At 70.5% G+C, this 21,542-nt stretch carries 24 protein-coding genes; 3 read left to right on the top strand and 21 right to left on the bottom strand.

The window, feature by feature from the left end; translation table 11 throughout:
* Nucleotides 1–71: 71 nt before the first annotated feature.
* From OG736_RS28100 to OG736_RS28075, 6 genes are all read right to left on the bottom strand, one after another.
* A complete protein-coding gene (locus OG736_RS28100; protein WP_327184873.1) occupies nucleotides 72–791 on the bottom strand; it encodes an aggregation-promoting factor C-terminal-like domain-containing protein in 720 nt (239 codons plus the stop codon).
* Between the two features lie 58 nt (nucleotides 792–849).
* Nucleotides 850–1,524, bottom strand: a complete 675-nt coding sequence (locus OG736_RS28095; RefSeq protein WP_020128031.1) for an aggregation-promoting factor C-terminal-like domain-containing protein — start codon at nucleotides 1,522–1,524, stop codon at nucleotides 850–852.
* Nucleotides 1,525–1,945: 421 nt separating this feature from the next.
* Nucleotides 1,946–3,271 carry an RNA 5'-3' helicase PhoH2 gene (locus OG736_RS28090; RefSeq protein ID WP_057603156.1) on the bottom strand — a complete coding sequence of 442 codons (1,326 nt, stop codon included), beginning with the start codon at nucleotides 3,269–3,271 and terminating at the stop codon, nucleotides 1,946–1,948.
* Nucleotides 3,272–3,608: 337 nt separating this feature from the next.
* Complete coding sequence (locus OG736_RS28085; RefSeq protein WP_057603155.1) at nucleotides 3,609–4,382, bottom strand: isoprenyl transferase; 774 nt, start codon at nucleotides 4,380–4,382, stop codon at nucleotides 3,609–3,611.
* Nucleotides 4,383–5,021: 639 nt separating this feature from the next.
* On the bottom strand, nucleotides 5,022–5,837 hold the full coding sequence (locus OG736_RS28080) for a class I SAM-dependent methyltransferase (protein WP_327184872.1): 816 nt from the start codon (nucleotides 5,835–5,837) through the stop codon (nucleotides 5,022–5,024).
* A 53-nt stretch (nucleotides 5,838–5,890) separates the two neighbouring features.
* The gene (locus tag OG736_RS28075; RefSeq protein WP_327184871.1) at nucleotides 5,891–6,451 is read right to left on the bottom strand and encodes a dihydrofolate reductase family protein; all 561 of its coding nucleotides are present in this window, start codon (nucleotides 6,449–6,451) and stop codon (nucleotides 5,891–5,893) included.
* Nucleotides 6,452–6,540: 89 nt separating this feature from the next.
* Between OG736_RS28075 and OG736_RS28070 the strand changes: the two genes are divergently transcribed.
* On the top strand, nucleotides 6,541–6,924 hold the full coding sequence (locus tag OG736_RS28070; protein ID WP_327184870.1) for a DUF192 domain-containing protein: 384 nt from the start codon (nucleotides 6,541–6,543) through the stop codon (nucleotides 6,922–6,924).
* Here the strand turns inward: OG736_RS28070 and OG736_RS28065 are convergent.
* From OG736_RS28065 to OG736_RS28000, 14 genes are all read right to left on the bottom strand, one after another.
* A complete protein-coding gene (locus tag OG736_RS28065) occupies nucleotides 6,899–7,516 on the bottom strand; it encodes an OmpA family protein (RefSeq protein WP_327184869.1) in 618 nt (205 codons plus the stop codon). The genes OG736_RS28070 and OG736_RS28065 overlap by 26 nt on opposite strands.
* Before the next feature lie 8 nt (nucleotides 7,517–7,524).
* On the bottom strand, nucleotides 7,525–8,106 hold the full coding sequence (locus tag OG736_RS28060; RefSeq protein WP_327184868.1) for a hypothetical protein: 582 nt from the start codon (nucleotides 8,104–8,106) through the stop codon (nucleotides 7,525–7,527).
* Between the two features lie 34 nt (nucleotides 8,107–8,140).
* Entirely contained in the window at nucleotides 8,141–8,797 is a 657-nt protein-coding gene (locus OG736_RS28055) for a pilus assembly protein TadG-related protein (protein WP_327187736.1), read from the bottom strand.
* Nucleotides 8,794–9,030, bottom strand: a complete 237-nt coding sequence (locus OG736_RS28050; RefSeq protein ID WP_327184867.1) for a Flp family type IVb pilin — start codon at nucleotides 9,028–9,030, stop codon at nucleotides 8,794–8,796. The genes OG736_RS28055 and OG736_RS28050 overlap by 4 nt, the downstream gene beginning before the upstream one ends.
* Before the next feature lie 120 nt (nucleotides 9,031–9,150).
* The gene (locus tag OG736_RS28045; RefSeq protein WP_327184866.1) at nucleotides 9,151–9,942 is read right to left on the bottom strand and encodes a response regulator; all 792 of its coding nucleotides are present in this window, start codon (nucleotides 9,940–9,942) and stop codon (nucleotides 9,151–9,153) included.
* Nucleotides 9,942–11,390 (bottom strand): sensor histidine kinase, encoded by a 1,449-nt coding sequence (locus OG736_RS28040; protein WP_327184865.1) that lies wholly within the window; start codon nucleotides 11,388–11,390, stop codon nucleotides 9,942–9,944. Before OG736_RS28040 ends, OG736_RS28045 begins: the two co-directional genes overlap by 1 nt.
* A 9-nt stretch (nucleotides 11,391–11,399) precedes the next feature.
* A complete protein-coding gene (locus OG736_RS28035) occupies nucleotides 11,400–12,287 on the bottom strand; it encodes a DUF5936 domain-containing protein (protein WP_267018626.1) in 888 nt (295 codons plus the stop codon).
* A 19-nt stretch (nucleotides 12,288–12,306) separates the two neighbouring features.
* Nucleotides 12,307–13,251: a type II secretion system F family protein gene (locus tag OG736_RS28030; protein WP_327184864.1), complete on the bottom strand. Its 945-nt coding sequence runs from the start codon at nucleotides 13,249–13,251 to the stop codon at nucleotides 12,307–12,309.
* A gap of 5 nt (nucleotides 13,252–13,256) precedes the next feature.
* Nucleotides 13,257–14,594, bottom strand: a complete 1,338-nt coding sequence (locus tag OG736_RS28025; RefSeq protein ID WP_327184863.1) for a TadA family conjugal transfer-associated ATPase — start codon at nucleotides 14,592–14,594, stop codon at nucleotides 13,257–13,259.
* 16 nt (nucleotides 14,595–14,610) lie between these two features.
* Nucleotides 14,611–14,982, bottom strand: coding sequence for a TadE/TadG family type IV pilus assembly protein (locus OG736_RS28020; RefSeq protein WP_327184862.1), 372 nt, complete (start codon nucleotides 14,980–14,982; stop codon nucleotides 14,611–14,613).
* Nucleotide 14,983: 1 nt separating this feature from the next.
* Nucleotides 14,984–15,367: a TadE/TadG family type IV pilus assembly protein gene (locus OG736_RS28015; RefSeq protein WP_327184861.1), complete on the bottom strand. Its 384-nt coding sequence runs from the start codon at nucleotides 15,365–15,367 to the stop codon at nucleotides 14,984–14,986.
* Between the two features lie 5 nt (nucleotides 15,368–15,372).
* Nucleotides 15,373–16,629, bottom strand: coding sequence for a CpaE/TadZ family protein (locus OG736_RS28010; protein WP_327184860.1), 1,257 nt, complete (start codon nucleotides 16,627–16,629; stop codon nucleotides 15,373–15,375).
* A 13-nt stretch (nucleotides 16,630–16,642) separates the two neighbouring features.
* Nucleotides 16,643–17,350: a Flp pilus assembly protein CpaB gene (gene cpaB, locus OG736_RS28005; protein WP_327184859.1), complete on the bottom strand. Its 708-nt coding sequence runs from the start codon at nucleotides 17,348–17,350 to the stop codon at nucleotides 16,643–16,645.
* A 73-nt stretch (nucleotides 17,351–17,423) separates the two neighbouring features.
* The gene (locus tag OG736_RS28000; protein WP_327184858.1) at nucleotides 17,424–18,296 is read right to left on the bottom strand and encodes a hypothetical protein; all 873 of its coding nucleotides are present in this window, start codon (nucleotides 18,294–18,296) and stop codon (nucleotides 17,424–17,426) included.
* A gap of 250 nt (nucleotides 18,297–18,546) precedes the next feature.
* Between OG736_RS28000 and OG736_RS27995 the strand changes: the two genes are divergently transcribed.
* Nucleotides 18,547–20,244 (top strand): chitinase, encoded by a 1,698-nt coding sequence (locus tag OG736_RS27995; RefSeq protein WP_327184857.1) that lies wholly within the window; start codon nucleotides 18,547–18,549, stop codon nucleotides 20,242–20,244.
* Between the two features lie 151 nt (nucleotides 20,245–20,395).
* Here the strand turns inward: OG736_RS27995 and OG736_RS27990 are convergent, their stop codons facing one another.
* Nucleotides 20,396–20,818: a hypothetical protein gene (locus OG736_RS27990; protein ID WP_327184856.1), complete on the bottom strand. Its 423-nt coding sequence runs from the start codon at nucleotides 20,816–20,818 to the stop codon at nucleotides 20,396–20,398.
* A gap of 120 nt (nucleotides 20,819–20,938) precedes the next feature.
* Here OG736_RS27990 and OG736_RS27985 point away from each other — a divergent pair, with 120 nt between their 5' ends.
* The gene (locus OG736_RS27985) at nucleotides 20,939–21,451 is read left to right on the top strand and encodes a SigE family RNA polymerase sigma factor (protein WP_142265963.1); all 513 of its coding nucleotides are present in this window, start codon (nucleotides 20,939–20,941) and stop codon (nucleotides 21,449–21,451) included.
* Nucleotides 21,452–21,542 lie beyond the last annotated feature (91 nt).

Here is a 21,542-nt window from a genome sequence, read left to right as displayed (position 1 = left end):
CAGGGCGAAAGCCCCTCCCCCTAGGACGGGGAGGGGCTGCGCGGGGTTGAGCGGCCGAGGGCGGCCGCGGCTCAGTACGAGCCGTTGGCCAGCCAGTAGTCCCAGGCGTCGCAGGGACTGCCGTAGCGGTCGTTCATGTAGTTCAGGCCCCACTTGATCTGGGTGGCCGGGTTGGTCCGCCAGTCGGCGCCGGCGGACGACATCTTCGAGCCGGGATAGGCCTGGACGAGACCGTAGGCGCCCGACGAGGGGTTGACCGCCTGGTAGTTCCAGGTGGACTCGTGGTCCACGATGTTGCTGAAGCACTGGAACTGGCCGCTGGGCACCATCTGGCGGGCGATGGCCTGGACCTCGGCGACGGTGTACGAGGCCTGCTGCGGGAAGCTGCCGGCCGACGAGGTCGAGGTGACATCGTCGGCGGCTTTGGTCTTCGCGGCCTCGGCTGCCTTGTCCTTGGCTTCCTGGACGGCCTTCGCCTTGGCCACGGCCGCCTTCTGCTTGGCCACGGCGTCCTTGGCCGCCTGCTTACGGGCGGACTCCTCCGCCGTCTTCTTGGCGGTGGTGTCCGCGGCGATGGCCTGGACGTCGGCCTGCTGGGTCAGCGAGGCCGTCTGCACCTGGGCCTGCTGCCCTACGGGTAAGTCCGAGAGGAGGGTCGATTCGCCCGCCGTCGCCTCGGCGTCGTCGCCTGGCTGGGCCGCGCTGCCCTGGGCTACTCCCATGACAGCGCCGACAGTGGTGACCGCGGTGGCCGAGGCCACGGCGAATCCCCGGGCCGATATCCGGCTCACGCGGTTTCCTTCTGTTGTGCCGTCGGGTGGAGAACTGCACGACCAGGGCCGCGTGGACTCAGTACCAGTGGTTGGCCTGCCAGAACGACCACGCCTCACAGGGGCTGCCGTACCGGCTGTCCATGTAGTTCAGGCCCCACTTGATCTGGGTGGCCGGGTTGGTCTGCCAGTCGGAGCCGGCGGACGCGTACTTGCCGGCGGGCAGGGCCTGGAAGAGTCCGTAGGCGCCGGAGGAGGCGTTCACGGCGTGGTAGTTCCAGCTGGACTCGTGGTCCACGATGTTGCTGAAGCACTGGAACTGGCCGCTGGGCACCATCTGCGCCGCCATCGCCTGGATCTGCGCGATGGAGTAGGAGCTCTGGATCGGGAAGTCGCCCGCGCTGCGGCTGGCCTTGGCCTTGGCCTCCGCGCGGTCCTTGGCAGCCTTTTCGGCGGCCTCCTTCTTCGCGATCGCCGACTTGGCGGCGGCCTTGCGGGCCGACTCCTCGGCGTCCTTCTTCGCGCCCTCGTCCGCGGCGATGGCCTGTACGTTGGCCTGCTGCGTGAGGGACGCCGTCTGCACCTGGGCCTGCTGGCCCACGGGTATGTCGGCGAGGAGCGTCGCGTCGCTGGCCGTCGCTTCAGCGTCGTTGGGCTGCGCGACGCTGCCCGAGGCAACGCCGACGACGCTTCCGACAGCGGTGACCGCCGTGGCCGAGGCCACTGCGAATCCCCGGACCGAGATCCGGCTCACACGGTTTTCCTTCCAGCATCGCCCGCTTCGGTGACCCTGGCGGACGCAATCGTGCCCTTGTCGCTGGTCTCCGAACTGCGGGGTCACAGGAGACACGGGCCCGGTGGGCAACTCCCGGTGAAGGAGTGCCACATGGTGCACGGGCGGCATACGACGGTCGGTATGGAGTTGAAGGTGATGCTCAAGCGGTGCCGTACTGCTGGGGGCACAGATGTGTCGCATGCGGGGCCTGACAGGACTGAGACTTTGCCGTAACCAGACTGCGCAAGGCAATTCCGAGTTGCGTGTGAAAGCTCACACCCGTGGGGACCCTCGGGATTTCGCGAAACCCCCACATACGCCGGCGCCGCCCGACTAGGCTCACAGCCTTTGTCGGACGGCGCCAATCACCGCTTGCCCCCGGTCAATTGGGGCGGGTCATTCAGATCTGCCCATCCTCCAGCATTTCGGTCACAAGCGCTGCGATCTGGGACCTCTCGGACCTGTTCAGCGTGACGTGCGCGAAGAGCGGATGGCCCTTCAGTTTCTCGACGACGGCGACCACGCCGTCATAACGCCCGACCCGCAGATTGTCCCTTTGCGCCACATCGTGGGTCAGAACCACCCGGGAATTCGCGCCGATACGGGACAGAACGGTGAGAAGCACATTCCGTTCGAGCGACTGCGCCTCGTCGACGATCACGAAGGCGTCGTGGAGGGAGCGGCCCCGGATGTGGGTCAGGGGCAGGACCTCCAGCATCCCTCGTGCGGTGACCTCCTCGATGACCTCGCGGCTGGTGACCGCGGACAGCGTGTCGAAGACCGCCTGCGCCCAGGGGCCCATCTTGTCGGCCTCGGAACCGGGCAGATAGCCCAGCTCCTGTCCGCCCACCGCGTACAGCGGCCGGAAGACCATCACCTTCTGGTGCTGGCGGCGCTCCAGGACCGCCTCCAGACCCGCGCAGAGCGCGAGCGCGGACTTGCCGGTGCCGGCCCGGCCGCCCATGGACAGGATCCCGACGTCCGGGTCGAGCAGCAGATCGAGCGCGATGCGCTGCTCGGCGCTTCGGCCCTTGATGCCGAAGGCCTCACGGTCGCCGCGCACGAGCCGGACGTCGCCGTCGGCGGTGACCCGACCCAGGGCCTTGCCCCGCTCCGACTGGATGGTCAGGCCGGTGTGCACGGGAAGGTCGGCGACCTCGGGCACGTGGATGTGCCCCTCCTCGAAGAGGATGTCCACCTGCTCACCGGACAGGGTCAGTTCGGACATTCCGGTCCAGCCGGAGGAGCCCGTGATCGCGAGCTCCGCGCGGTACTCCTCCGCGAGGAGACCGACCGACGACGCCTTGATCCTCAGCGGGAGGTCCTTCGACACGACCGTGACGTCGAAACCCTCGGCCTGGAGATTGCGGGCCACCGCGAGGATGCGAGAGTCGTTGTCACCCAGGCGGTAGCCGGAAGGCAGCACGCTGGGGTCCGAGTGGTTGAGCTCGACACGGACGGTGCCGCCGAGTTCCCCGATCGGGATGGGGGCGTCGAGGCGACCGAACTTCACCCGGTAGTCGTCCAGCAGGCGCAGCGCCTGCCGGGCGAAGTAGCCGAGTTCCGGATGGTGCCGCTTGGCCTCCAGCTCCGTGACCACGACGATGGGGAGCACTACCTCGTGCTCGTCGAAGCGGGTCAGGGCGTTCGGGTCGGCCAGCAGAACGCTGGTGTCGAGAACATAGGTGCGCCGGTCTGGCATACGGCGCTTTGTGCTGGTCACCACGGAAGGACGTACCCCCTCGGATGAGGTCGGGGAGCGACGGAGTGGAGCTGGACCGGTTTCCGGCCGCTTCGCACGGGCCGAGAACCGGCCCCCCGCTGCTTCTTCCGTGCCGTGACCGCACGGTCGGGCTGGTGCAAAAGGGCCTCCCGGGCGGACGGCCCCGTGCCGCCCGCTGAGATCCGACACCCGTGGTTCGGGCATCGACCTGCTTGGCTTATGCCCTCGAACATGCGCCGCCATGCCACGGCATATGACGGCGCGCCGGTGAACTCCTCGTTACTTCCGCCCCAAACGGGGTACACGGGACGCCCTCGAAGGGCGTCCGCCGACTTGTGCCTCAGCCGCCGTAACGCCGGTGACGGGCCGCGTAGTCCCGCAGGGCGCGCAGGAAGTCCACCTTGCGGAAGGCCGGCCAGAAGACCTCGCAGAAGTAGTACTCCGCATGGGCCGTCTGCCACAGCATGAATCCGGACAACCGCTGCTCGCCGCTGGTCCGGATCACCAGGTCGGGGTCGGGCTGGGCGCCGGTGTAGAGGTGGCGGCCGATCAGGTCGACGCTGACGGAGTCGGCGAGGTCCTCCATCGAGGTCCCCCGGTCCGCCGCGTCCACGATCATCGAGCGCACGGCGTCGGCGATCTCCTGGCGGCCGCCGTAGCCGATGGCGACGTTGACCAGTATCCCGTCGACGTGGGAGGTGGACTCCTCGGCGACCTTCAACGCGGTCTGCACATGGGAGGGGAGGATGTCGGGGGTGCCGACGTGGTGGACGCGCCAGCGGCCGTCGGCGGCGAGGGTGCGGACGACGTCCTCGATGATGCCGAGGAGCGGGACGAGTTCGTCGTCGGGGCGGTCGAGGTTGTCCGTCGACAGCAGCCAGAGGGTGACGACCTCGACGTCCGTCTCGGTGCACCAGCCGAGGAACTCCTCGATCTTCTCCGCACCGGCGCGGTGACCGTGCACGGTGGTGGAACCCGAGGCCTTCGCCCAGCGTCGGTTGCCGTCCATGATGACGCCGATGTGCTTCGGCACCTGAGCGTGGTCCAGGTGACCTTCCACCCGGCGTGCGTACAGCCTGACCAGAAGGCCGCGCAGCTTGTCGCGCAGGTTCACGTGATTGTCAGCCCCTCCGTACGGTGCGGTCCCCGCGGGGCGCAGCCTACCCCTGCGGGGCTTGGACCGTTGACGGGGGTGGGAGGCGCCGCCCCCGCCCGAGCGACTGTGCCTGGGCAAAAAAAACGGGCCGGTCCGTGGGGGGGAGACGGACCGGCCCGAGGGGGGGTTTCCACCATAACCCTTCGTAAGTGATGCTGCGTGCATCGGCGCGCCACAACTACTCTCCGGAGTCGTCCGGCGACGCGCCGGTGGTCGCGGAATGCGTTGTTCATGGGTGGCTCATGGCCGGAACGCAACGGATTCCCAGGGGGATGAGCGCGATTGCCCGGGAAAGCTGAGGTTTTGGAGCAGCTTGAGGCTCGGTCGACCAGTTGCCCGTCCGTCCCTCCGACGGGCTACCCCGGCCGCGAACGTCCGCTTGACGCGGGCGTCACCGCGCAGCCCCCTCCACTGCGCGGTGACGTCCACGCAGCTTTGCGCACGCGAATTGCCCGAAGGAGAACTTACGCGAGGTCGACAGGGGATATGAACCGATCGCGATAACGATGTGGAAACTCTGTGGAGGCAGGATCCGGAGCGCGGGAGGCGGCGGGCGGGGCAGCGGGAGGCGGAGGACGGTTCCTGGCCAGTCCCGCACTACGGGCGGCGGGCCTCGAAGAGGTGGCGGGTGCTGTGCGCGACGAAGGGGCCCTCGGCCTCCATCTGCTCGTGCAGGGCACGGAGTCGGGGCCGGTAGGCCTCCACCGTGAAGCCCGGGACCATCCACACCACCTTGCGCAGGAAGTGGACCACGGCGGCGATGTCGTGGAACTCGACACGCAGCCGCTCCGTCCGCAGCCCGACGACCTCCAGCCCCGCCGCCTCCGCCCCGGCACGCTCGCGCTCGGGATGCCGGGCGCTGCTGACCTCCTCCGGCTGCGGCCCGAGGAAGTACTCGACGAGCTCGAAGACGCTGCGCGGACCGACGTGCTGGGCGAAGTAGGTGCCGCCTGGCCGGAGCACGCGGGCGATCTCTTCCCAGAGGGGCCGCACCGGATGCCTGCTGGCGACCAGGTCGAAGGCGGCGTCCGCGAAGGGCAGCGGGGCGTCCTCCGGGGACGCGACGACCGCGATGCCACGCGGGCCCAGCAGGGCGGTGGCCTTGGCGACGTTCGCCGGCCAGCCCTCGGTCGCGACGGTGAGGACGGGGGCCTTGGGGGCTGCCCGGCCGAGCGCGAAGTCCAGGACCTCCCCTCCCCCGGTCTGCACGTCGAGCGCGGCGCTCACGCCCGCCAGCCGTCCGGCCAGCGACATCGCGTACCCCCAGGAGGGCCGCGCCTCGGTGGCCCGTCCCTCGAACCAGGAGAAGTCCCACCCCTCGGTGGGGACGGCTGCCCCTTCGGCGAGCAGTGCCTCGAAGGCGGGGTCCGCGTGGTCGCTGTCGTCACCGGTGTCCCGGCCCTTGTCGTCCATACGGGGATGGTGGCAGAGGGGCCGCCGGGGTGCCGCCGATTTACGACGGCCCGTCACGCGTAGCGCAGCAGCACGACCCCGTTGCCGAAGGAGTGGGACTCGGTGAGGCGGAACACGGTCGGGATGCTCGCGTCGGTGTGCGGGAACAGGGGTTTGCCCCGGCCGACGAGGACCGGGTGGACGTAGACGCGGAGCTCGTCGACGAGGTCGTGGCGCAGGAACTCGGCGACCAGGTCGGCGCCGCTGAGCCCCAGGTCACCACCCGTCTGCTCCTTGAGCAGCGCGACCTCCTCGGGGACGACGCCCCGGACGATCGTGGTGTTCCAGTCGGCGTGTTCCAGCGTCCGCGAGTACACGACCTTCGGTTTCTCGCGCCAGATCGCGGCGAACTCGGCCATCGTGGCGGGGGTGTCCGGGTCGGCGTCCGCGGTCGGCCAGTAGTCGGCCATGAGCTCGTACGTGGTCCGGCCGCTGAGCAGGGCGCCCAGCTCTCCGACCATGTCGTTGAAGTGCTGGTGCAGTTCGTCGTCGACCTGGTGCCAGGAGATGTCGCGGTCCGGGCCCTCGATGTACCCGTCGAGGGACATCGACATGATCAGGACGATCTTCCCCATAGGAAGGTCCCCTCTTCGTGTTCCGGCTCGCTACGGTGCGAGGGATCCAGACGGTCCAGAGGGTAGCGACACGGCCGAGGGGAGACGGGATGGCGCGCTGGCGGGACGGGTGGGGAGAACTCGTGGTGGGCGACGGGGACGGGGGCGGTCTTCGGGTGCCCCTGGAGATCGCCGCCTCCTACCGGGCCCGTACCCGGGGGTTGCTCGGGCGGGACTCGGTGGACGGGGCGATGCTGCTGTCGCCCGCCGGCAGCGTGCACACCTTCCGTATGCGCATGCCGATCGACGTCGCGTATCTGGACCGGCGGCTCCGTGTCATCGCCGTACGCACCATGCGGCCGGGGCGGCTGGGCCTGCCCCGGCTGCGGTCCCGGCATGTGCTGGAGGCGGCGGCCGGGGCGATGGAGGGGTGGGGGTTGCGGGTGGGAGTGCGGGTGGAGGTGAGGGTCAGCCCGCCGTACGCGGGAACGTGACCTCCACCCGGCGGTTCTTCTTGCGGCCGGCCTCGGTGGAGTTGTCGGAGATGGGGTACTGCTCGCCGTAGCCACGGACCTCGAAGGTGATGCCCGGGTCGTTGAGGTCGCCCGCGAGTTCCGCCTGGACGGCGTCCGCCCGCTGCTTCGACAGGACGTCGCCGTGCGCGGAGGAGCCCAGGTTGTCCGTGAAGCCGAAGACCCGGACCACGGTGGTGTTGTTCTGCTTCTTGATCTCCGCGGCGATCGTGGCGATGCGGGACTTCGCCTCCGTGCCGAGCTTCGCGCTGTCCTTGCCGAAGAGGACCTCGGCCTGGAGCGCGAACGTCACGTCCGCGTTGGTGTCCTCCCGGCGCTCGTCACCCGACTCGTCCTCGACGACCTGCTTGATGTCTAGCACCTTGGGCTCGGCGAGGGTGCCGCCCTCGGGAAGCTTGAGGTCGGGGTCGTTGGGGTCGACCTCCACGGGCGCGGTGGCGGTGGGCTCGGTACCGGGGGGAACGCTGGGGGCCGTGTCGGCTTCGGCGGCGGGCGCCATGCCGACCATCACGAGGGTGGCCGCGGCCACCGCCAGAGTGAGACGTGGGGTCATGATCGGCCTCACCCGGAGATCTTGATGACCCCGCTGGGGAACAGCGGGAGTTGGAAGGAGACGTCCGTCGAGCTCGCGGGGGGCGCGGGGAACTGGAGGAAGACGTCGATGGCCTCCCCGGCCTTGATCGTCGAGAAGCCCGTGGTGGTGAGGGGACGGCCCTCGGTGTCACGCAGGACGTAGTAGCGCTTCTTGCTCTTGGAGTCGACGAGGGTCGCGCCGCCGAGGGATCGTCCGTTGTTGATGATCTCGGTTTCGTTGCCGCTCAGAGCGGACGGGATCACGACCGAGGCCCCGCTGTCGTTCTTCAGGGCGCCGTTGACGGTCACGAATCCGCCGGAGTCGCGCACGGCAGAGGTGATCTGGAGCAGGAGCCCGCTCGGGCCCTTCAGCTCGGCGATCGGTTCCTCCGACTGCCCCTCCTGCGGGTTCGGCTGCGACCCACCGGTTCGCGAGGCGGACGACGAGCTCTGCGGCTTCTTGTCGTCGTCGCCTCCGCCGCCGCAGGCGGCCGCGCCGACTGCCAGCCCGGTCACGACCGTGAGCGCGACCATCCCCCTGCGGGCTTTCGCAGTGAACCGCATGCTCATCACTCCGCTTCTTTCTGCACTCGTCGATCGCACGTCAGTCGGTGGCCAGGTGGACGTCGAAGAGGTCCTCGGGTCCGGGCAGATCGGTGGGATCGTCCGGGTCCAGTTCCCAGTTCCCACCCTTGCAGGTGAGCGTCGGCAGCACGTCGTCCTCGGCATCCTCGCCCGGCGGTTCACCCGACGGTTCGCCAGACGGCTCGGCCGGCGGCTCGGACGGTGGCTCGGAGGGCAGTTCGAACGTGCACAGGGACTCGATCACCGCGGTGGCCGAGGCGTGTGCCCTCGTGGTGCTCGTCACAGGGATCACGGAGTCACCGGCCGGCTTGTTCGCCTGGACGGTGACCCGGTAGCCCAAAAGCCCTTTCGACTCGCACTGAACGTCGCCCGCATCGTTCAGCGCCGCCAACTGGTCCGCCCGCCAGCACGCGTTGTCCCCGCCGTTCCCTTCGAAGATGTCCTGCCACTTCGTCGGGTCCCGGAGGTCCGCCTCCCACAGATCGGCGAGGCCGTCCCTGGTCTCCTGAGCCGCCGCCAGCGCCGCCGCGTCGGCGGCCGTCTGCGCGCCGTTGCGGTTCACCGCCGCCTGGCCGACCGCGAAGTAGGCGAACGCGAGAAAGAGCAGGCCCGCCACCACCACGATGTAGATGGGGAAGACCTGCCCTGCGTCGCCGTGCGCGCGATGTCGTGTCAGGGAGCCACCTTGTCGATCTGGGCCGTGAGCTTGTCGACGATCGTCTGGCCCAGGTTCGTGTTGGCGATCAGGACCACGATCGCCACCACCACCGCGATGATGCCCAGGTACTCGACGGCGGTCTGTCCCTTGTCGTTGTCGGCTCGGCGCCGCACGGCCCGCACCGTCGTGTTCGTCCAGCCGCTCACCCGGACCTTGGCCGCGACGGCGGTCTTCAGCAGCAGGTCGCTCATGGCGTTCCTCTCCATAGGTGGCGTGACCGGCAACGTACGACCGTGTGTCCACCTCGGGGAAGGGTCCCTGGGCCCAATCCCGGGCCCAGCCGGAGGTCCGGCGGCGTGTGCGGCGGTGGCTCATGAGGTCACCGCCGTGCCCAGCCACTTGGCCGCGGCCTCGGAGCGGCTGCTGCTGTGCAGCTTGGCGAAGATGCGGTTGATGTGGTTCTTGACCGTCTTCTCGCTGATGAAGCAGGTGGCGGCGATCTGCTGGTTGTTCATGCCCGACGCGATGAGGTCCATGATCTCCGCCTCCCTCGCGCTGAGTTGGAACCCCGCCCTCACTACCGAGGACGACTGTCTCACGATTGATTGCAATTGCGAAAGCGATTCCATGGAAGTCACAGAAAATAGGGGAGATGGGTCCGCTTTGGTGTGTGCATTCGCATCGTCTCGCAGGTGTGCCAGTACCGCTGTCGCCGCCGTCGGGGTGAAGTGGGCCCGGCCCCGGGTGACGTCCCGCACCGCCGACACCAACTCCTCCACGGTGAACTCCCCGTGGACGAGGTAGCCCCCGGCTCCACCGCGCAGGGCCTCCTGGACGATCTCGGCCTCGTGGCTGTACGTCAGCATCACGACCCGGGCGATCCGTACCAGGTGCGGAAGGGCCGAGAGTCCGTCCACGCCGGGCATGCGGACGTCCAGAAGGACCACGTCGGGGCGGTGCAGACGGGCCGCCTCGTAGGCCTCGCGGCCGTCCGCCGCCTGCGCGACGACCGTGATGTCCTCGCGGCCGGAGAGCAGGGCGGTCAGGCCCGCGCGGACCACCGGGTTGTCGTCGGCGACCACCACACGCACGGGGCAGGGCCTGGGCGGTGGCGGGAAGAGCGGCTGCTCGGCGCCGGGGCGGTGGGGCGGTCGGTCCGGCATCAGACGACCTCCTCTGTGAGCGCGGCCAGCGGGAGTTCCAGGCGCACCTCGGTGCCCCGGGAGTCGTGGCCGTGGCCGATGCGGATGCGGGCGCCGACGGAGGCGGCCCGCTCGGTCATGCCGACCAGGCCGAAGTGGCCGGTGCGGCGCAGCTGCTCGAGGGTGGCGCCGGCCGGGAGGCCACGGCCGTCGTCGCGGACGCTCAGGGTGAGGAGCTCGCCGTACACGGCCGCTCGCACCTCCACATGGGTCGGGGCGGCGTGGCGGTGGGCGTTCTCCATGGCCTCCGAGGTGATCGTGAGGAGCTGTCGGGCCACCGCGGGCGGGACGGGGAGCGTCGCGCGGTCGCCGGAGGCGTGGTAGCTGACCGGCAGGCCCGTCCGGTCCCCGAACACGTCCGCGTGGGCGGCCAGTTCGGGCAGGAGGTCGACGTCCTGCGCCGGGTCCGACTCCCGGCGGAGGTCGGTGAGGAGTTCGCGGGACTCGGCGGCGGCGCGGCGCGCGGCGCGGGCGACCAGCTCGGCGTGCTGTCGCACGATGACCGGGTCCATGCCCGGCGAGCCGGCCGAATGGGCCAGGGCGTCCGCGGCGAGGGCCACCCCGTGCAGCGTCTTGGCCACGGAGTCGTGCATCTCCCTTGCCAGTCGGGCGCGTTCGGCGGCGACCGCCTCGGTGCCGGCCAGCCGAGCCTTGACCGCGGTCAGGGCCTGGGTGGCCGCGCCGAAGCGGAGCATCAGGTGGCGCAGCGACGAGCCCATCGCGCCGGTGATGACGCAGAGGCCCGGCAGCAGCAGTCTCTCGGCGAGGCCGACGCCGGGCTCCTGCACGAGGGTCGCGTGGACCAGCAGCAGGATCAGTGACTGGAGGGACGCGAAACAGGCGGCGCCCCGCCAGCCGTAGACGATGCCGGCCAGCAGCGGGGTGCAGACGCTGACGTAGGCGAGCGTGGTGTCCGGCCCCGCCGAGATCAGCAGCAGGGTGCCGAACAGGGTGTCCACGGCCAGCAGCGAGGGGTGGCGCAGAAGGAGGGGGCCGAAGCGCTCCCAGTCGCGGAACAGGACGTAGGACCCCATGAAGGTGACGACCACGGCCGCGCCCACCAGGCGGGTGCCCAGGCCCGGGGCGGCGTTGAGGAGGGCCGCGGGCGCGGCGACCGCGATCATGGCCAGCCGGAACCCGAACACCTGCCGGCACATCGCCTGGAGCGCGTTGACCTGAAGAGGAACGCCCTCCAGTATCGGCACCTCGGCCTTCGGCACCCCGGTTTTCGGTACCTCGGCCTTCGGCACCTCGGCCTTCGGCAGCTCGGGGACGGTGCCGGTCGGCATGGTCTCCGCCGGTGCCTGGCCGGCCGCCCGCTCCGGGCGGCGGCGCCTCAGCACTCCGCCGCGCGCCCGCGCCCTCGTGCTCACCGTCGCGCTCGTCGTCGCCGTCGTCATGGCCGTCATCCCGTCCGCCTACTCGCCCGTGATCGAGGTGAAGTCCGTACCGGAGCCGAGCAGCATCCCCGCGCCGAGGAGGAGCATCGTCGCCGGGACCATGAACGTGGTGATCATCAAAGTGGCCTTGGGGACCGCGCGGGCCGCCTTGCGGCGGGCGTTCTGCGCGTCCGTGCGCCGCATGTCCTTGGCGATCGAGACGAGCGTGTCGACGATCGGCGCGCCGAGCTCCTCGCCCTGCTGGAGCGCCGTGACGAACATGGCGACCTGCTCGGAGTCGTTGCGGCGGCGCAGCTCCTGGAAGGCCTCGCGGCGGCTCACGCCGAGGTCCATCTGACGCAGCGTGATGCGGATCTCGTCCGCCCAGGGGCCCTCGTAGCGGGACGCCACCCGGTCGAGGGCCTGCCGGAAGCCGAGGCCCGCGCTCACCACCACGGCGAGGACGTCCAGGAAGTCCGGCAGGGTCCGCTCGATGGCGTCCTTGCGGACCCGGATCGCGGACCAGATGCCGACCTCGGACCAGAACGCGCCGAAGGCGAGCATGAGCAGTCCGACGAAGAAGCTGCCCTGGAGCAGCGCGGCGAACGCGCCGAGGGCGCCGATCGCTCCGTAGACGGCGCGCCGGGCCGCGTAGCGGTCGATGGTGAGGCCGCCCGGGTTGCCCGCGAGGTCTATCCTGCGCCGGTACCTGGTGACCTGCTTGGGGCCCATCAGCCGCAGGACGGCGGGGGCGTACCGCATGCCCATGCGGTCGACGAGCGAGCCGACGGCGCCGGTGCGCGTCGAGCCGACCTCCAGGGCCAGCGCGAGGTCGCTGGGCAGCTTCACGTCGGCCCGGTACATGCGGATGCCGGCGAACATGCCCCAGACGCTGAGGCCCACGGCGAGTGCGAGCAGAAGTTCCATCCCCTGTGCCACCTCCTGCTCAGACGTCGATACGGGACATACGGCGGATGAGGACGAAGCCGACCGCGTAGAGGCCGAACGCGATGATCACGCAGGCCTGGCCGACGGCCGAGCCCGTCATGCGGTCCAGCGTTCCGTCCTCGACGCTGTTCATGAGGAACAACGCCCCGACCCCCAGTGCGGGCACCGCGTAGGACGTCATGTTCACCTGCGACAGCTGGGTGCGGACCTCGCGCCGGGTCTCCTTGCGTTCCTCCAGCGTCTCCGTGAGGTTGCGCAGGGCGCCGACGACCTGACCGCCGGCCCGGTTGGAGAGGACCAGGGTGGTGACGAGGACGACCAGTTCGCGGGAGGGGAGCCGGTCGGCGAGTTCACCCAGGGCGTCGTCCATGGAGTGGCCCACCGCCAACTGGTTGGCCACCTTGCCGAGTTCCTCGCCCGCCGGGGCTTCCAGTTCCTCCGCCGCCATGCCGATCGCGGTGCGCAGCGCCAGGCCCGCGTGGGTGGCGTTGGCCAGGATGCGGGCCAGTTCGGGGAGTTGGTTGATGAACTTCTCGATGCGTTTCTGACGTTGCCAGTTGAGGAACTGCCAGGCCGCCCAGACGCCAAGGAGCCCGGCGATCGGGCCGAAGAAGGGGGCCAGGGTGGCCTGGCCGATCAGCCACAGGCCGGCCACCGCCGCCAGCATGTAGACGAAGAACTCGCCGGGGGTCACGTCCAGGCCGGTCGCCGCCAGCTTCAGCTCCAGCCTGCGGCCCGTCTCCGTACGGCGCAGTCGTCGGTCCAGGGTGCGGAAGCGGCGTCGACGGCCGGTGCCGGGGAGCTGGCCGGTGTAGGAGAGGCGCTCCACCAGCTCCGCCCGCTGCGCCCGGCCCCGTGCGTACGCGTGCAGGCCCGCGACGGCCAGGGCGCAGGTCAGGAGGGTTCCGCCGGTGGTGAGGGTGATCAGGGTCTCGAGGTCCATCAGCGTTACCGGGCTTCCCTTGTCGTCAGTTCGTGTGCCGCGCGCGCCACCCCGAACGCCTGCGGGATCGGCTGGCTCGCCATGTACAGGCGGTCCGCGGTGCGGCGTGGGAGGGGGAAGTACTCGAAGGCGCCGTGGACGCGGCCGTCGGCGGCCATCGGCCGGGCGTTGAAGCGGGCGATCGTCGCCAGCCGGTACGGCTCTCCGCCGTGGCTGTCGAGCACGGCTATCTCGGTGATGCGGCGGGCGCCGTCGGCGAAGCGGGTGAGCTGGACGACGACGTCCACCGCGCTGTTGATCTGGTCGTGCAGCGCGACGAAGGGGATCTCGACGTCCGACATCGACGCGAGGGTCTGCAGGCGCATCAGGGCGTCCTCCGCGCTGTTGGCGTGGACCGTGGCCAGGGAGCCGTCGTGGCCGGTCGACATCGCCTGGAGCATGTCGAGCGACTCACCGCCCCGGACCTCGCCGACCACGATCCGGTCCGGGCGCATCCGCAGGGAGTTGCGGACCAGGTCGCGGATGGTGATGCGGCCGTTGCCCTCGACGTTCGGGGGCCGGGACTCCAGGCGGATCACATGCGACTGCTGGAGCTGGAGTTCCGCCGAGTCCTCGATGGTGATGATGCGTTCGCCGTCCGGGATCAGGCCGGAGAGCGCGTTCAGCAACGTCGTCTTGCCGGTGCCCGTCGCGCCCGAGACGATCACGTTGAACTTGGCCTGCACGAGGCCCGCCAGCAGGTACAGCATCTGCTCGTCCAGCGAGCCGAAGCCGATCAGTTCGTGGAGGGTGAAGGACCGCGGGAAGCGGCGGATGGTGAGGGTGGGGCCGGTCAGCGACAGCGGGGGGATAATGACGTTGACCCGCTCGCCCGACGGCAGCCGCGCGTCGACCATCGGGTTCGTCTCGTCGACGCGGCGGTTGACGGTGGAGACGATGCGTTCGATCGTCTGCATCAGCTGGTCGTTCGACGCGAAGCGGATGGGGAGTTGTTCCACCCTGCCGCCCCGTTCGACGAAGATCGCGTCGGGGCCGTTCACCATGATCTCGGTGATCGAGGCGTCCTCGAGAAGCGGCTCCAGGATGCCCAGGCCCAGCGCCTCGTCGACCACCCGGCGGATCAGCTGTGAGCGTTCCACCGTGGACAGGACGGGACCTTCGCGGCTGATGATGTGTCCCAGGACCCGCTCCAGCCGCGCCCGGCGCTCGGCGGCGGCCAGCGAGCTCATCTCGGCGAGGTCGATCTCCTCCAGCAGCTTGGCGCGGTAGGAGGTCACCAGGTGGCCGTCCTCGCCCCGGCCGCCGTTCTCCTCGGGGGAGGTGATGCGTGCTCGCAGGCTCATGTCGGATGCCCTTCCCTCAGTGGTCGACCGGCATCGTGGCCGTCTTGTGGGCCTGGCCGAAGTTCCCGATGCCGGGAATGACGGACGGGATGGTGACGGTGGAGGTGACCCGGACCTCGTCGCCCAGGCCGGCCGCGCTGCAACTCACGTCCAGCCAACTGCTCGCCGCCTGCGCGCAGTCGGCGCCGTAGTCCTCGTCGAGGGACGCGCTGCGGGCCCCGGTCCGGGCCGCCGTACCCGCCTGCTGTGCCGCGTACGCGATCAGGCCCAGCTGTACGGCGCCGAGCGCGACCAGCAGCAGGAGAGGCAGGAACCCCAGGTACTCCAGGGCCACTTGGCCCCGGTCGCGGGAGCGTGCTCCTGCGCGTGCGCGGCGTCGGTAGGCCATCTCAGTCGCCGTCCTCTTCCTCGACGGCGCCCGCGTGACCGTGCACCGTGAACGGGAAGTCGATGGTGCCGGGGAACAGGACCGGGACCTTGAGGGAGACGTCCGCCGTGACAAAGCCGCTGCCGCCGCAATCGACCACGGCGTTCCCCTTCCACGCGTCCCCGAGGTTGTCCAGGCCCGCCTGCCGGCACGCCGCGAGCCGCTCCCCCGGAGGGGCCGCCGTACCCGCCCGCACCGCCTCGTCGGCAGCATGCCCCGCGAGCGTGAAGGTGTACCCCACGAGGACGAACTGCCACACCACCACCAAGGTCACGATGATCAGCGGTGTCATGCCGAGGAACTCGATGGTGACCTGGCCCCGGTCGCGTGCCCGATGTCCCCACATGCCGTTCACTCCCTCCGCCGCCGGAACCCGGCCGAGCCCCGGTCCCCGCCGCGCACCCGGCCGCCCGCCCTGCGCACGAGGGCGGTCTCCGGCGCCTTGACCAGCCCCAGTTCCGCCGCGAGCGCCCACAGGGCCTGCCGGACGGTGCCCTTGCCGTCGAGGGCGTGCACCCGGCCGGCGTCGACGGCGGCCTGGAGTTCCCGGAAGTTGGCGGGGACCGTGGTCGCGGCGATCGCCGTGCCGGTGATCTTCTGGATGAGCGGGGGCTGGATCTCCGTGCTCCGGGTGTGGCGGTTGACGACGACGGTCGTCTCCTCGGCCTTGCGGATCTGGAGCCGGTCCCACATGCGGACGGTGCGTTTGGCGCCGCGGACGGCGACGACGTCGGGGGTGGTGACGAGCAGGGCCCGCTCGGCGAGTTCGACGGCGGCCGCGCCCGCGCCGCTCAGCTGGGCGCCGCAGTCGACGACGACGACCTCGTAGCGGGAGCGCAGCGCGCCGATGATCTGGCGGGCGGCGCGGTCGGTGACCTCCTCGCCGCGTTCGCCCTCGCCGGGGGCGAGGAGGAGGGCCACGCCGGTGTCGTGCCGGAAGACGGCCTCGGCGAGGATGCGGGGCGAGATGTCGGTGATGGCGGCCAGGTCGACGACCGAGCGGCGGAACTGGACGTCCAGGTAGGAGGCGACGTCACCGGACTGGAGGTCGAGGTCGACGAGGGCGGTGGGGCGGCCGGACGCCTGGGCGGCGAGGGCGAGCTGTACGGCCGTGAGGGTGGTGCCCACGCCCCCCTTGGCGCCACTGACCGTGACGACGGTGCCGCCGACGCCGGTGAACACGTCGGCTCCGTGGCCGAGATGACGCCGTACGCCGACCGACCACTGGGCGACGGCCTGGACGCGGTTCGCGAGGTCCTCGTAGCTCAGCGGGAGGGTGACCAGGCCGCGGGCGCCGGAGTCCATGGCCGCGGCGAAGAGGCCGGGCCCCACGTCGGTGGTGACGAGGATGACGCCGACCGCGGGGAAGCGCAGGGCGACCTCCCGGACCAGCTCGAGGGCCGGTACGGGGCCGATGCGTTCGTGGACGACGACGACCTCGGGCAGTTCGTCGACCGACTCGGCGGCGAGCCGGGCGAGGGTGTCCACGAGCTGGGTGGAGTCGGAGACCGGGGCGACCGGTTCGGCGTCCGGGAGCTGGCTGAGCAGGGTGGTGAGGGAACGGACCGCGTCCGCGTCGCCGACGGCCGGGAGGATCCTCGTGGGCATGGGCGGCGGCCTCTCACTTGTCCGTGACGAGTTCGTAGGTACGGTCCTGGTCGGGGACCGTGGTGTCGCCGCCGGGCGCGACGAGGGCGAGGCGGACGCGCTTGGCGAAGGACTCGGCGTAGGTGATGCGCTGGGCGTCGAGCGTGGACAGCGCGAAGGTGATGGGGACCGCGTCGGTGGCCGACCGGTTCCGGTCGCTCTCGTCCGGCTCGAGGGCCTTGATCTGGCCTACGTCGAGGACCCGGGCGTTGGTGACGATGATCTTCGACTGGTCGGGATCGCTCTCCCGGGCACCCTCGAAGGTGGCGTACACGTTGACGGACGACCCCGGGGTGATCTTGCCGGCGACGCCGGTGGCCGCGTCGATCATGATGGCGACCTCCTGCTGGCCCGGCTGGAGGGCGGGCTGGTCGACGATCATGTCGCTCTGCAGCAGGGAGCCCTTCTTCAGCGTCGTCACGGCGATCTTCCCGCGGATGGCGGCGAGGTCGGTGACCGCGTTCTCCGACAGCCAGCGCTCCGGCATCTCGATCTTCTTGAACTGGCCCGCGTTCAGGGTGGTGTAGGGCGCCACGTCGGAGCGCAGCTCGTACGCCGTGACCTCGGGGCCGACCTTGGACTTCACGTCGTCGATGACGGAGAGAACGCCGGCGAACGCGCCGAGGGCGCACAGGACCGACAGGAGCAGGAGAATCACGCCGCGGCGCTGACGGGAGTTCATTAGCCGTGCAACCTCGTTGGGGGTCGGGTCGAGCGGACGGGAACAGGCGTGCGGTCGAGCAGGTCCGGCTGGTTCAGTCGCCCGCGGTGAGCGCGCGGGCGGCGGGACGGGCGGTGAGGTCGGATGGGGGCGGCGGGGTCGCGGAGCAGAAGACGCAGCGGTCGCCGATGACGTCGATGCCGCACCAGTGGCAGACGTTCTGCCGCACCGACGTGACCAGCTGGTAGAGGACCGACAGGTCGGGCAGGTAGGCGCAGAACTCGATCGCCTTGCCGGTGCCCCACCAGTCGGCGGACTCGGCGGGCAGGTGCGTCTCGCGCAGCCCCTGGACCCTCCAGGCGGGAGCGAGGACGTCGGTGACCCAGTCGGACTGCAACTGTCCGCGGGCGACGAGCAGCCAGGTGCCGAACTCCGGTCCGGGCAGCACTGTTTCGGGGGTGGCCTTGACCAGTTCCGGCTGCGGGTGGGCGAGCACACCGAACTGACTACCCGGAACCCATGACCTGGCATGCGACGTCAGGCCGACCACAGGCACCCGGTCGAGGCGGGCGACCGAGCCGAGCAGCGCGCCGGCGTGGAGGTAGTGGGTGAGCAGCCGGCCCGCGGAGGCGAGGACGCCGGGGCCGAGGTCGCAGGAGGCCAGCTGACGCAGCTGGCGGGCGAGGACGGCCGTCGCGAGCGGCGGGAGGTCGGGGCGGAAGAGCGCGATGCGGTCGCTCTCCAGGAGGGAGCGGATGGTGTGCAGTCGCTGCTCGACGGCGGCGGGGACGGACCGCGAGTACACGACGATCACATGCCCGTACTGATCGACGAGGGCCTGGACGGCGGCGAGGGCACGGTCCAGCGGCTGTCGGTCGAGGTCGGCGAGAACGGTGGCGGGCAGGGTGCGCTCGTCCTGCGGCGGCAGCGCCAGGTCGGCTCCGGTCACGGCAATGGCTGTTGGCACGCGCAGCTCCCCGATTCCCGCGGTCCGGCCCACCGGCGTTACTCCGGTGCACCGGGGTGACTTCATTGCGTGACTACCTCAGCACTGTATCCACGCCTCTGTGGCCGGAGAACAGCTTTCCCTGGCTGCCAAGCAACTCTTCTTCGCGCAAGTCCCGCCAAATCGGGGCAGGTTACGCACGCGCGTCCTCCACCGGCCCTCCACGGCCGGACCTCTTGACAACAGAATTGGTCTGGACCAACTTACTGTCATGTCCCCACTGAAACGAACGACACGACTCGGGTCGGGAGCCGCGGGCGTCCTCGCCGCCGCCCTCGCCCTGTCCATGACGGGCGCGGCTCAGGCGTCCGCCGCGGACCTGAACAACGCGAGGAACGCCGGCTTCGAGTCCGGCCTGACCAACTGGACCTGTTCGGCGGGCAGCGGTACGACCGTCTCCTCGCCTGCGCACGCCGGCGCGGCCGCGCTGAAGGCGACACCGGCGGGGCAGGACAACGCCCGGTGCGCCCAGACGGTGGCCGTGAAGCCCAACTCGACGTACACGCTCAGCGCGTGGGTCCAGGGCGGCTACACCTACCTGGGCGTGACCGGCACCGGCACGACGGACGTGTCGACCTGGACGCCCGACTCGGCGTCGTGGAAGCAGCTGTCGACGACCTTCACCACCGGCGCTTCGACCACGTCCGTGTCCGTGTACACGCACGGCTGGTACGGCCAGGCGGCGTACTACGCGGACGACGTGTCGGTGTACGGCCCCGACGGCGGCGGAGGCGGCGACCCGGCCCCGACGGTGCCCGGCGCACCGGCCGGGCTGGCCGTGTCGGGCACGACCTCGTCGTCCGTGTCCCTCGCGTGGAACGCGGTCTCCGGCGCGACCGGCTACTCCGTCTACCGCGGCGGTACGAAGGTGACGGCGGTGACGGGGACTTCGGCGACCGTGACCGGCCTCGCGGCCTCGACGTCGTACAGCTTCCAGGTCACGGCGACCAACGCGGCCGGCGAGTCGGTGAAGTCGACGGCGGTCACGGGAACGACGACCACCGGCAACACCGGGGGCGGGACCGTGCCCAGACACGCCGTGACCGGCTACTGGCAGAACTTCAACAACGGCGCGACCGTCCAGCGCGTCTCCGACGTCTCCTCCCAGTACGACATCATCGCCGTGGCCTTCGCGGACGCGACGACGACGCCGGGCGCCGTGACCTTCAACCTGGACTCCGCGGGCCTGGGCGGCTACACGGTGGACCAGTTCAAGGCGGACATCAAGGCGAAGCAGGCGGCCGGCAAGAAGGTCATCGTCTCGGTGGGCGGCCAGAACGGCACCGTGTCGGTGAGCGACCCGACGTCCGCGACGAACTTCGCGAACTCGGTGTACACGCTGATGCAGACGTACGGCTTCGACGGTGTCGACATCGACCTGGAGAACGGCCTGAACGCGACGTACATGTCGCAGGCGCTGCGGTCGCTGTCGTCGAAGGCCGGGTCCGGGCTGGTCCTGACGATGGCCCCGCAGACGATCGACATGCAGTCGACGTCGAACGGCTACTTCCAGACGGCGCTGAACGTGAAGGACATCCTCACGGTCGTCAACATGCAGTACTACAACAGCGGTTCGATGCTGGGCTGCGACGGCAAGGTCTACAGCCAGGGCTCGGTGGACTTCCTGACGGCCCTGGCCTGCATCCAGCTGGAGGGCGGCCTGGACCCGTCCCAGGTGGGCCTGGGCCTGCCGGCCTCGACGAGCGGCGCGGGCAGCGGATACGTGTCGCCGACGGTGGTCAACAACGCCCTGGACTGCCTCACCAAGGGCACGGGCTGCGGCTCCTTCAAGCCGTCGAAGACCTATCCCGCACTGCGGGGCGCGATGACGTGGTCGACGAACTGGGACGCGTCGGCGGGCAACGCGTGGTCGGCGGCCGTGGGCCCGCATGTGCACGGGCTGCCGTAGCGGCGGGGCCGTGCGGAGTCACGGGCAGCGGCCGAGCGGACAGCCGACGGCTGGTAGCCGGTAGCCGGTAGCCGGTAGCCGGTAGCGGAGGGTGTCGCTCCACGGGACCACCGTGGGCGGCACCCTCCCGTACGTCCGGCGCGTCCGCCGTCTAGTACCCCGTCGGACGGTAGTGGCCCAGTACCCAGGCCAGTTGGGCGAACCAGCCCTGCATCCGTTCCCTCGGCTTGGCCGTCACCACGCACTCGTAGACCCTGCCGTCCACGTGCACCACGGCGACCATGAGGGCCTTGCCGTTGGGGCTCGCCTTGTAGTGGACGCTGCGGACCTCGGGCCAGGGGAACTCGACCGTGATGTCGTACATCTCGAAGGCGACGCCCCCCGCGTCCACGACGACCGAGTTGTGCTTGTCGACCGCGAGGAACTCCGGACCGGGCGGCGGCTCCGCCTGCGGGGCGTACTGCGGGGCAAAGTGCTGCGGGTGCTGCGGGTGCTGCGGGTGCTGCGGGGCATACGGCGGCGGGGGCGGGCCGAAGCCCGGCGGCGGCGGAGGGGACGGCGGCTGGTCTGTCACAACGAAAAAGTACCCCCGCGATCCTGTGCGGCCACTTTCGGTCTCCCCTGAAACATTTCCCGCACCCCACCGCATTAGGGAGTTGAGGACAGTACGGCAACCGACACAGGGGGAACACTCATGAGGCAGGCCGCCCGCGCGGACGAGTACGCCGAGTTCGCGGCGGCCCGTACCGGGCATCTGTACCGGTCGGCGTGTCTGCTCACCGCCGGGGACACCCACCTCGCCGAGGATCTGGTCCAGGAGACCCTCGGCAGGCTGTACGTCCGCTGGGGTCGGGTGTCCCGGGTCGACAACCCGGCCGGCTACGCGCAGACCGTCCTCACCCGCACCTTCCTCGCCCACCAGCGGCGGCGCAGCAGCCGCGAGCGGGCCGTGGAGGCGTTCCCGGACGTGGCCGACGGCAGCGGTACCGACACACCGTTGCGGCTGACCCTGATGCAGGCCCTCGGGCGGCTGCCCGCCAAGGACCGGGCGGTCGTGGTCCTGCGGTACTGGGAGGACCGCTCGATCGAGGAGACCGCGGGCGCGATGAACGCGAGCTCGGCCGCGGTGCGGACGCGCTGCTCGCGGGCCCTGGGGCGGCTGCGGGAGCTGCTGGGTGAGGACATCGGCGAGTACGCCCGCCCTTGAGGCGTCCGGCACCCGACCCCCGGCACCGCGCCCCCGCACCGCGCACCCGCACCGCGTCCCTCGCCCCCGTACTTCGAACTCTTTTCGACCC

Source organism: Streptomyces sp. NBC_01334, assembly GCF_035983595.1.
Taxonomy (GTDB): Bacteria; Actinomycetota; Actinomycetes; order Streptomycetales; family Streptomycetaceae; genus Streptomyces; species Streptomyces coriariae.
The sequence above is the reverse complement of the archived record's forward strand: the minus strand, read 5'-3'. Positions and strand labels throughout refer to the sequence as shown.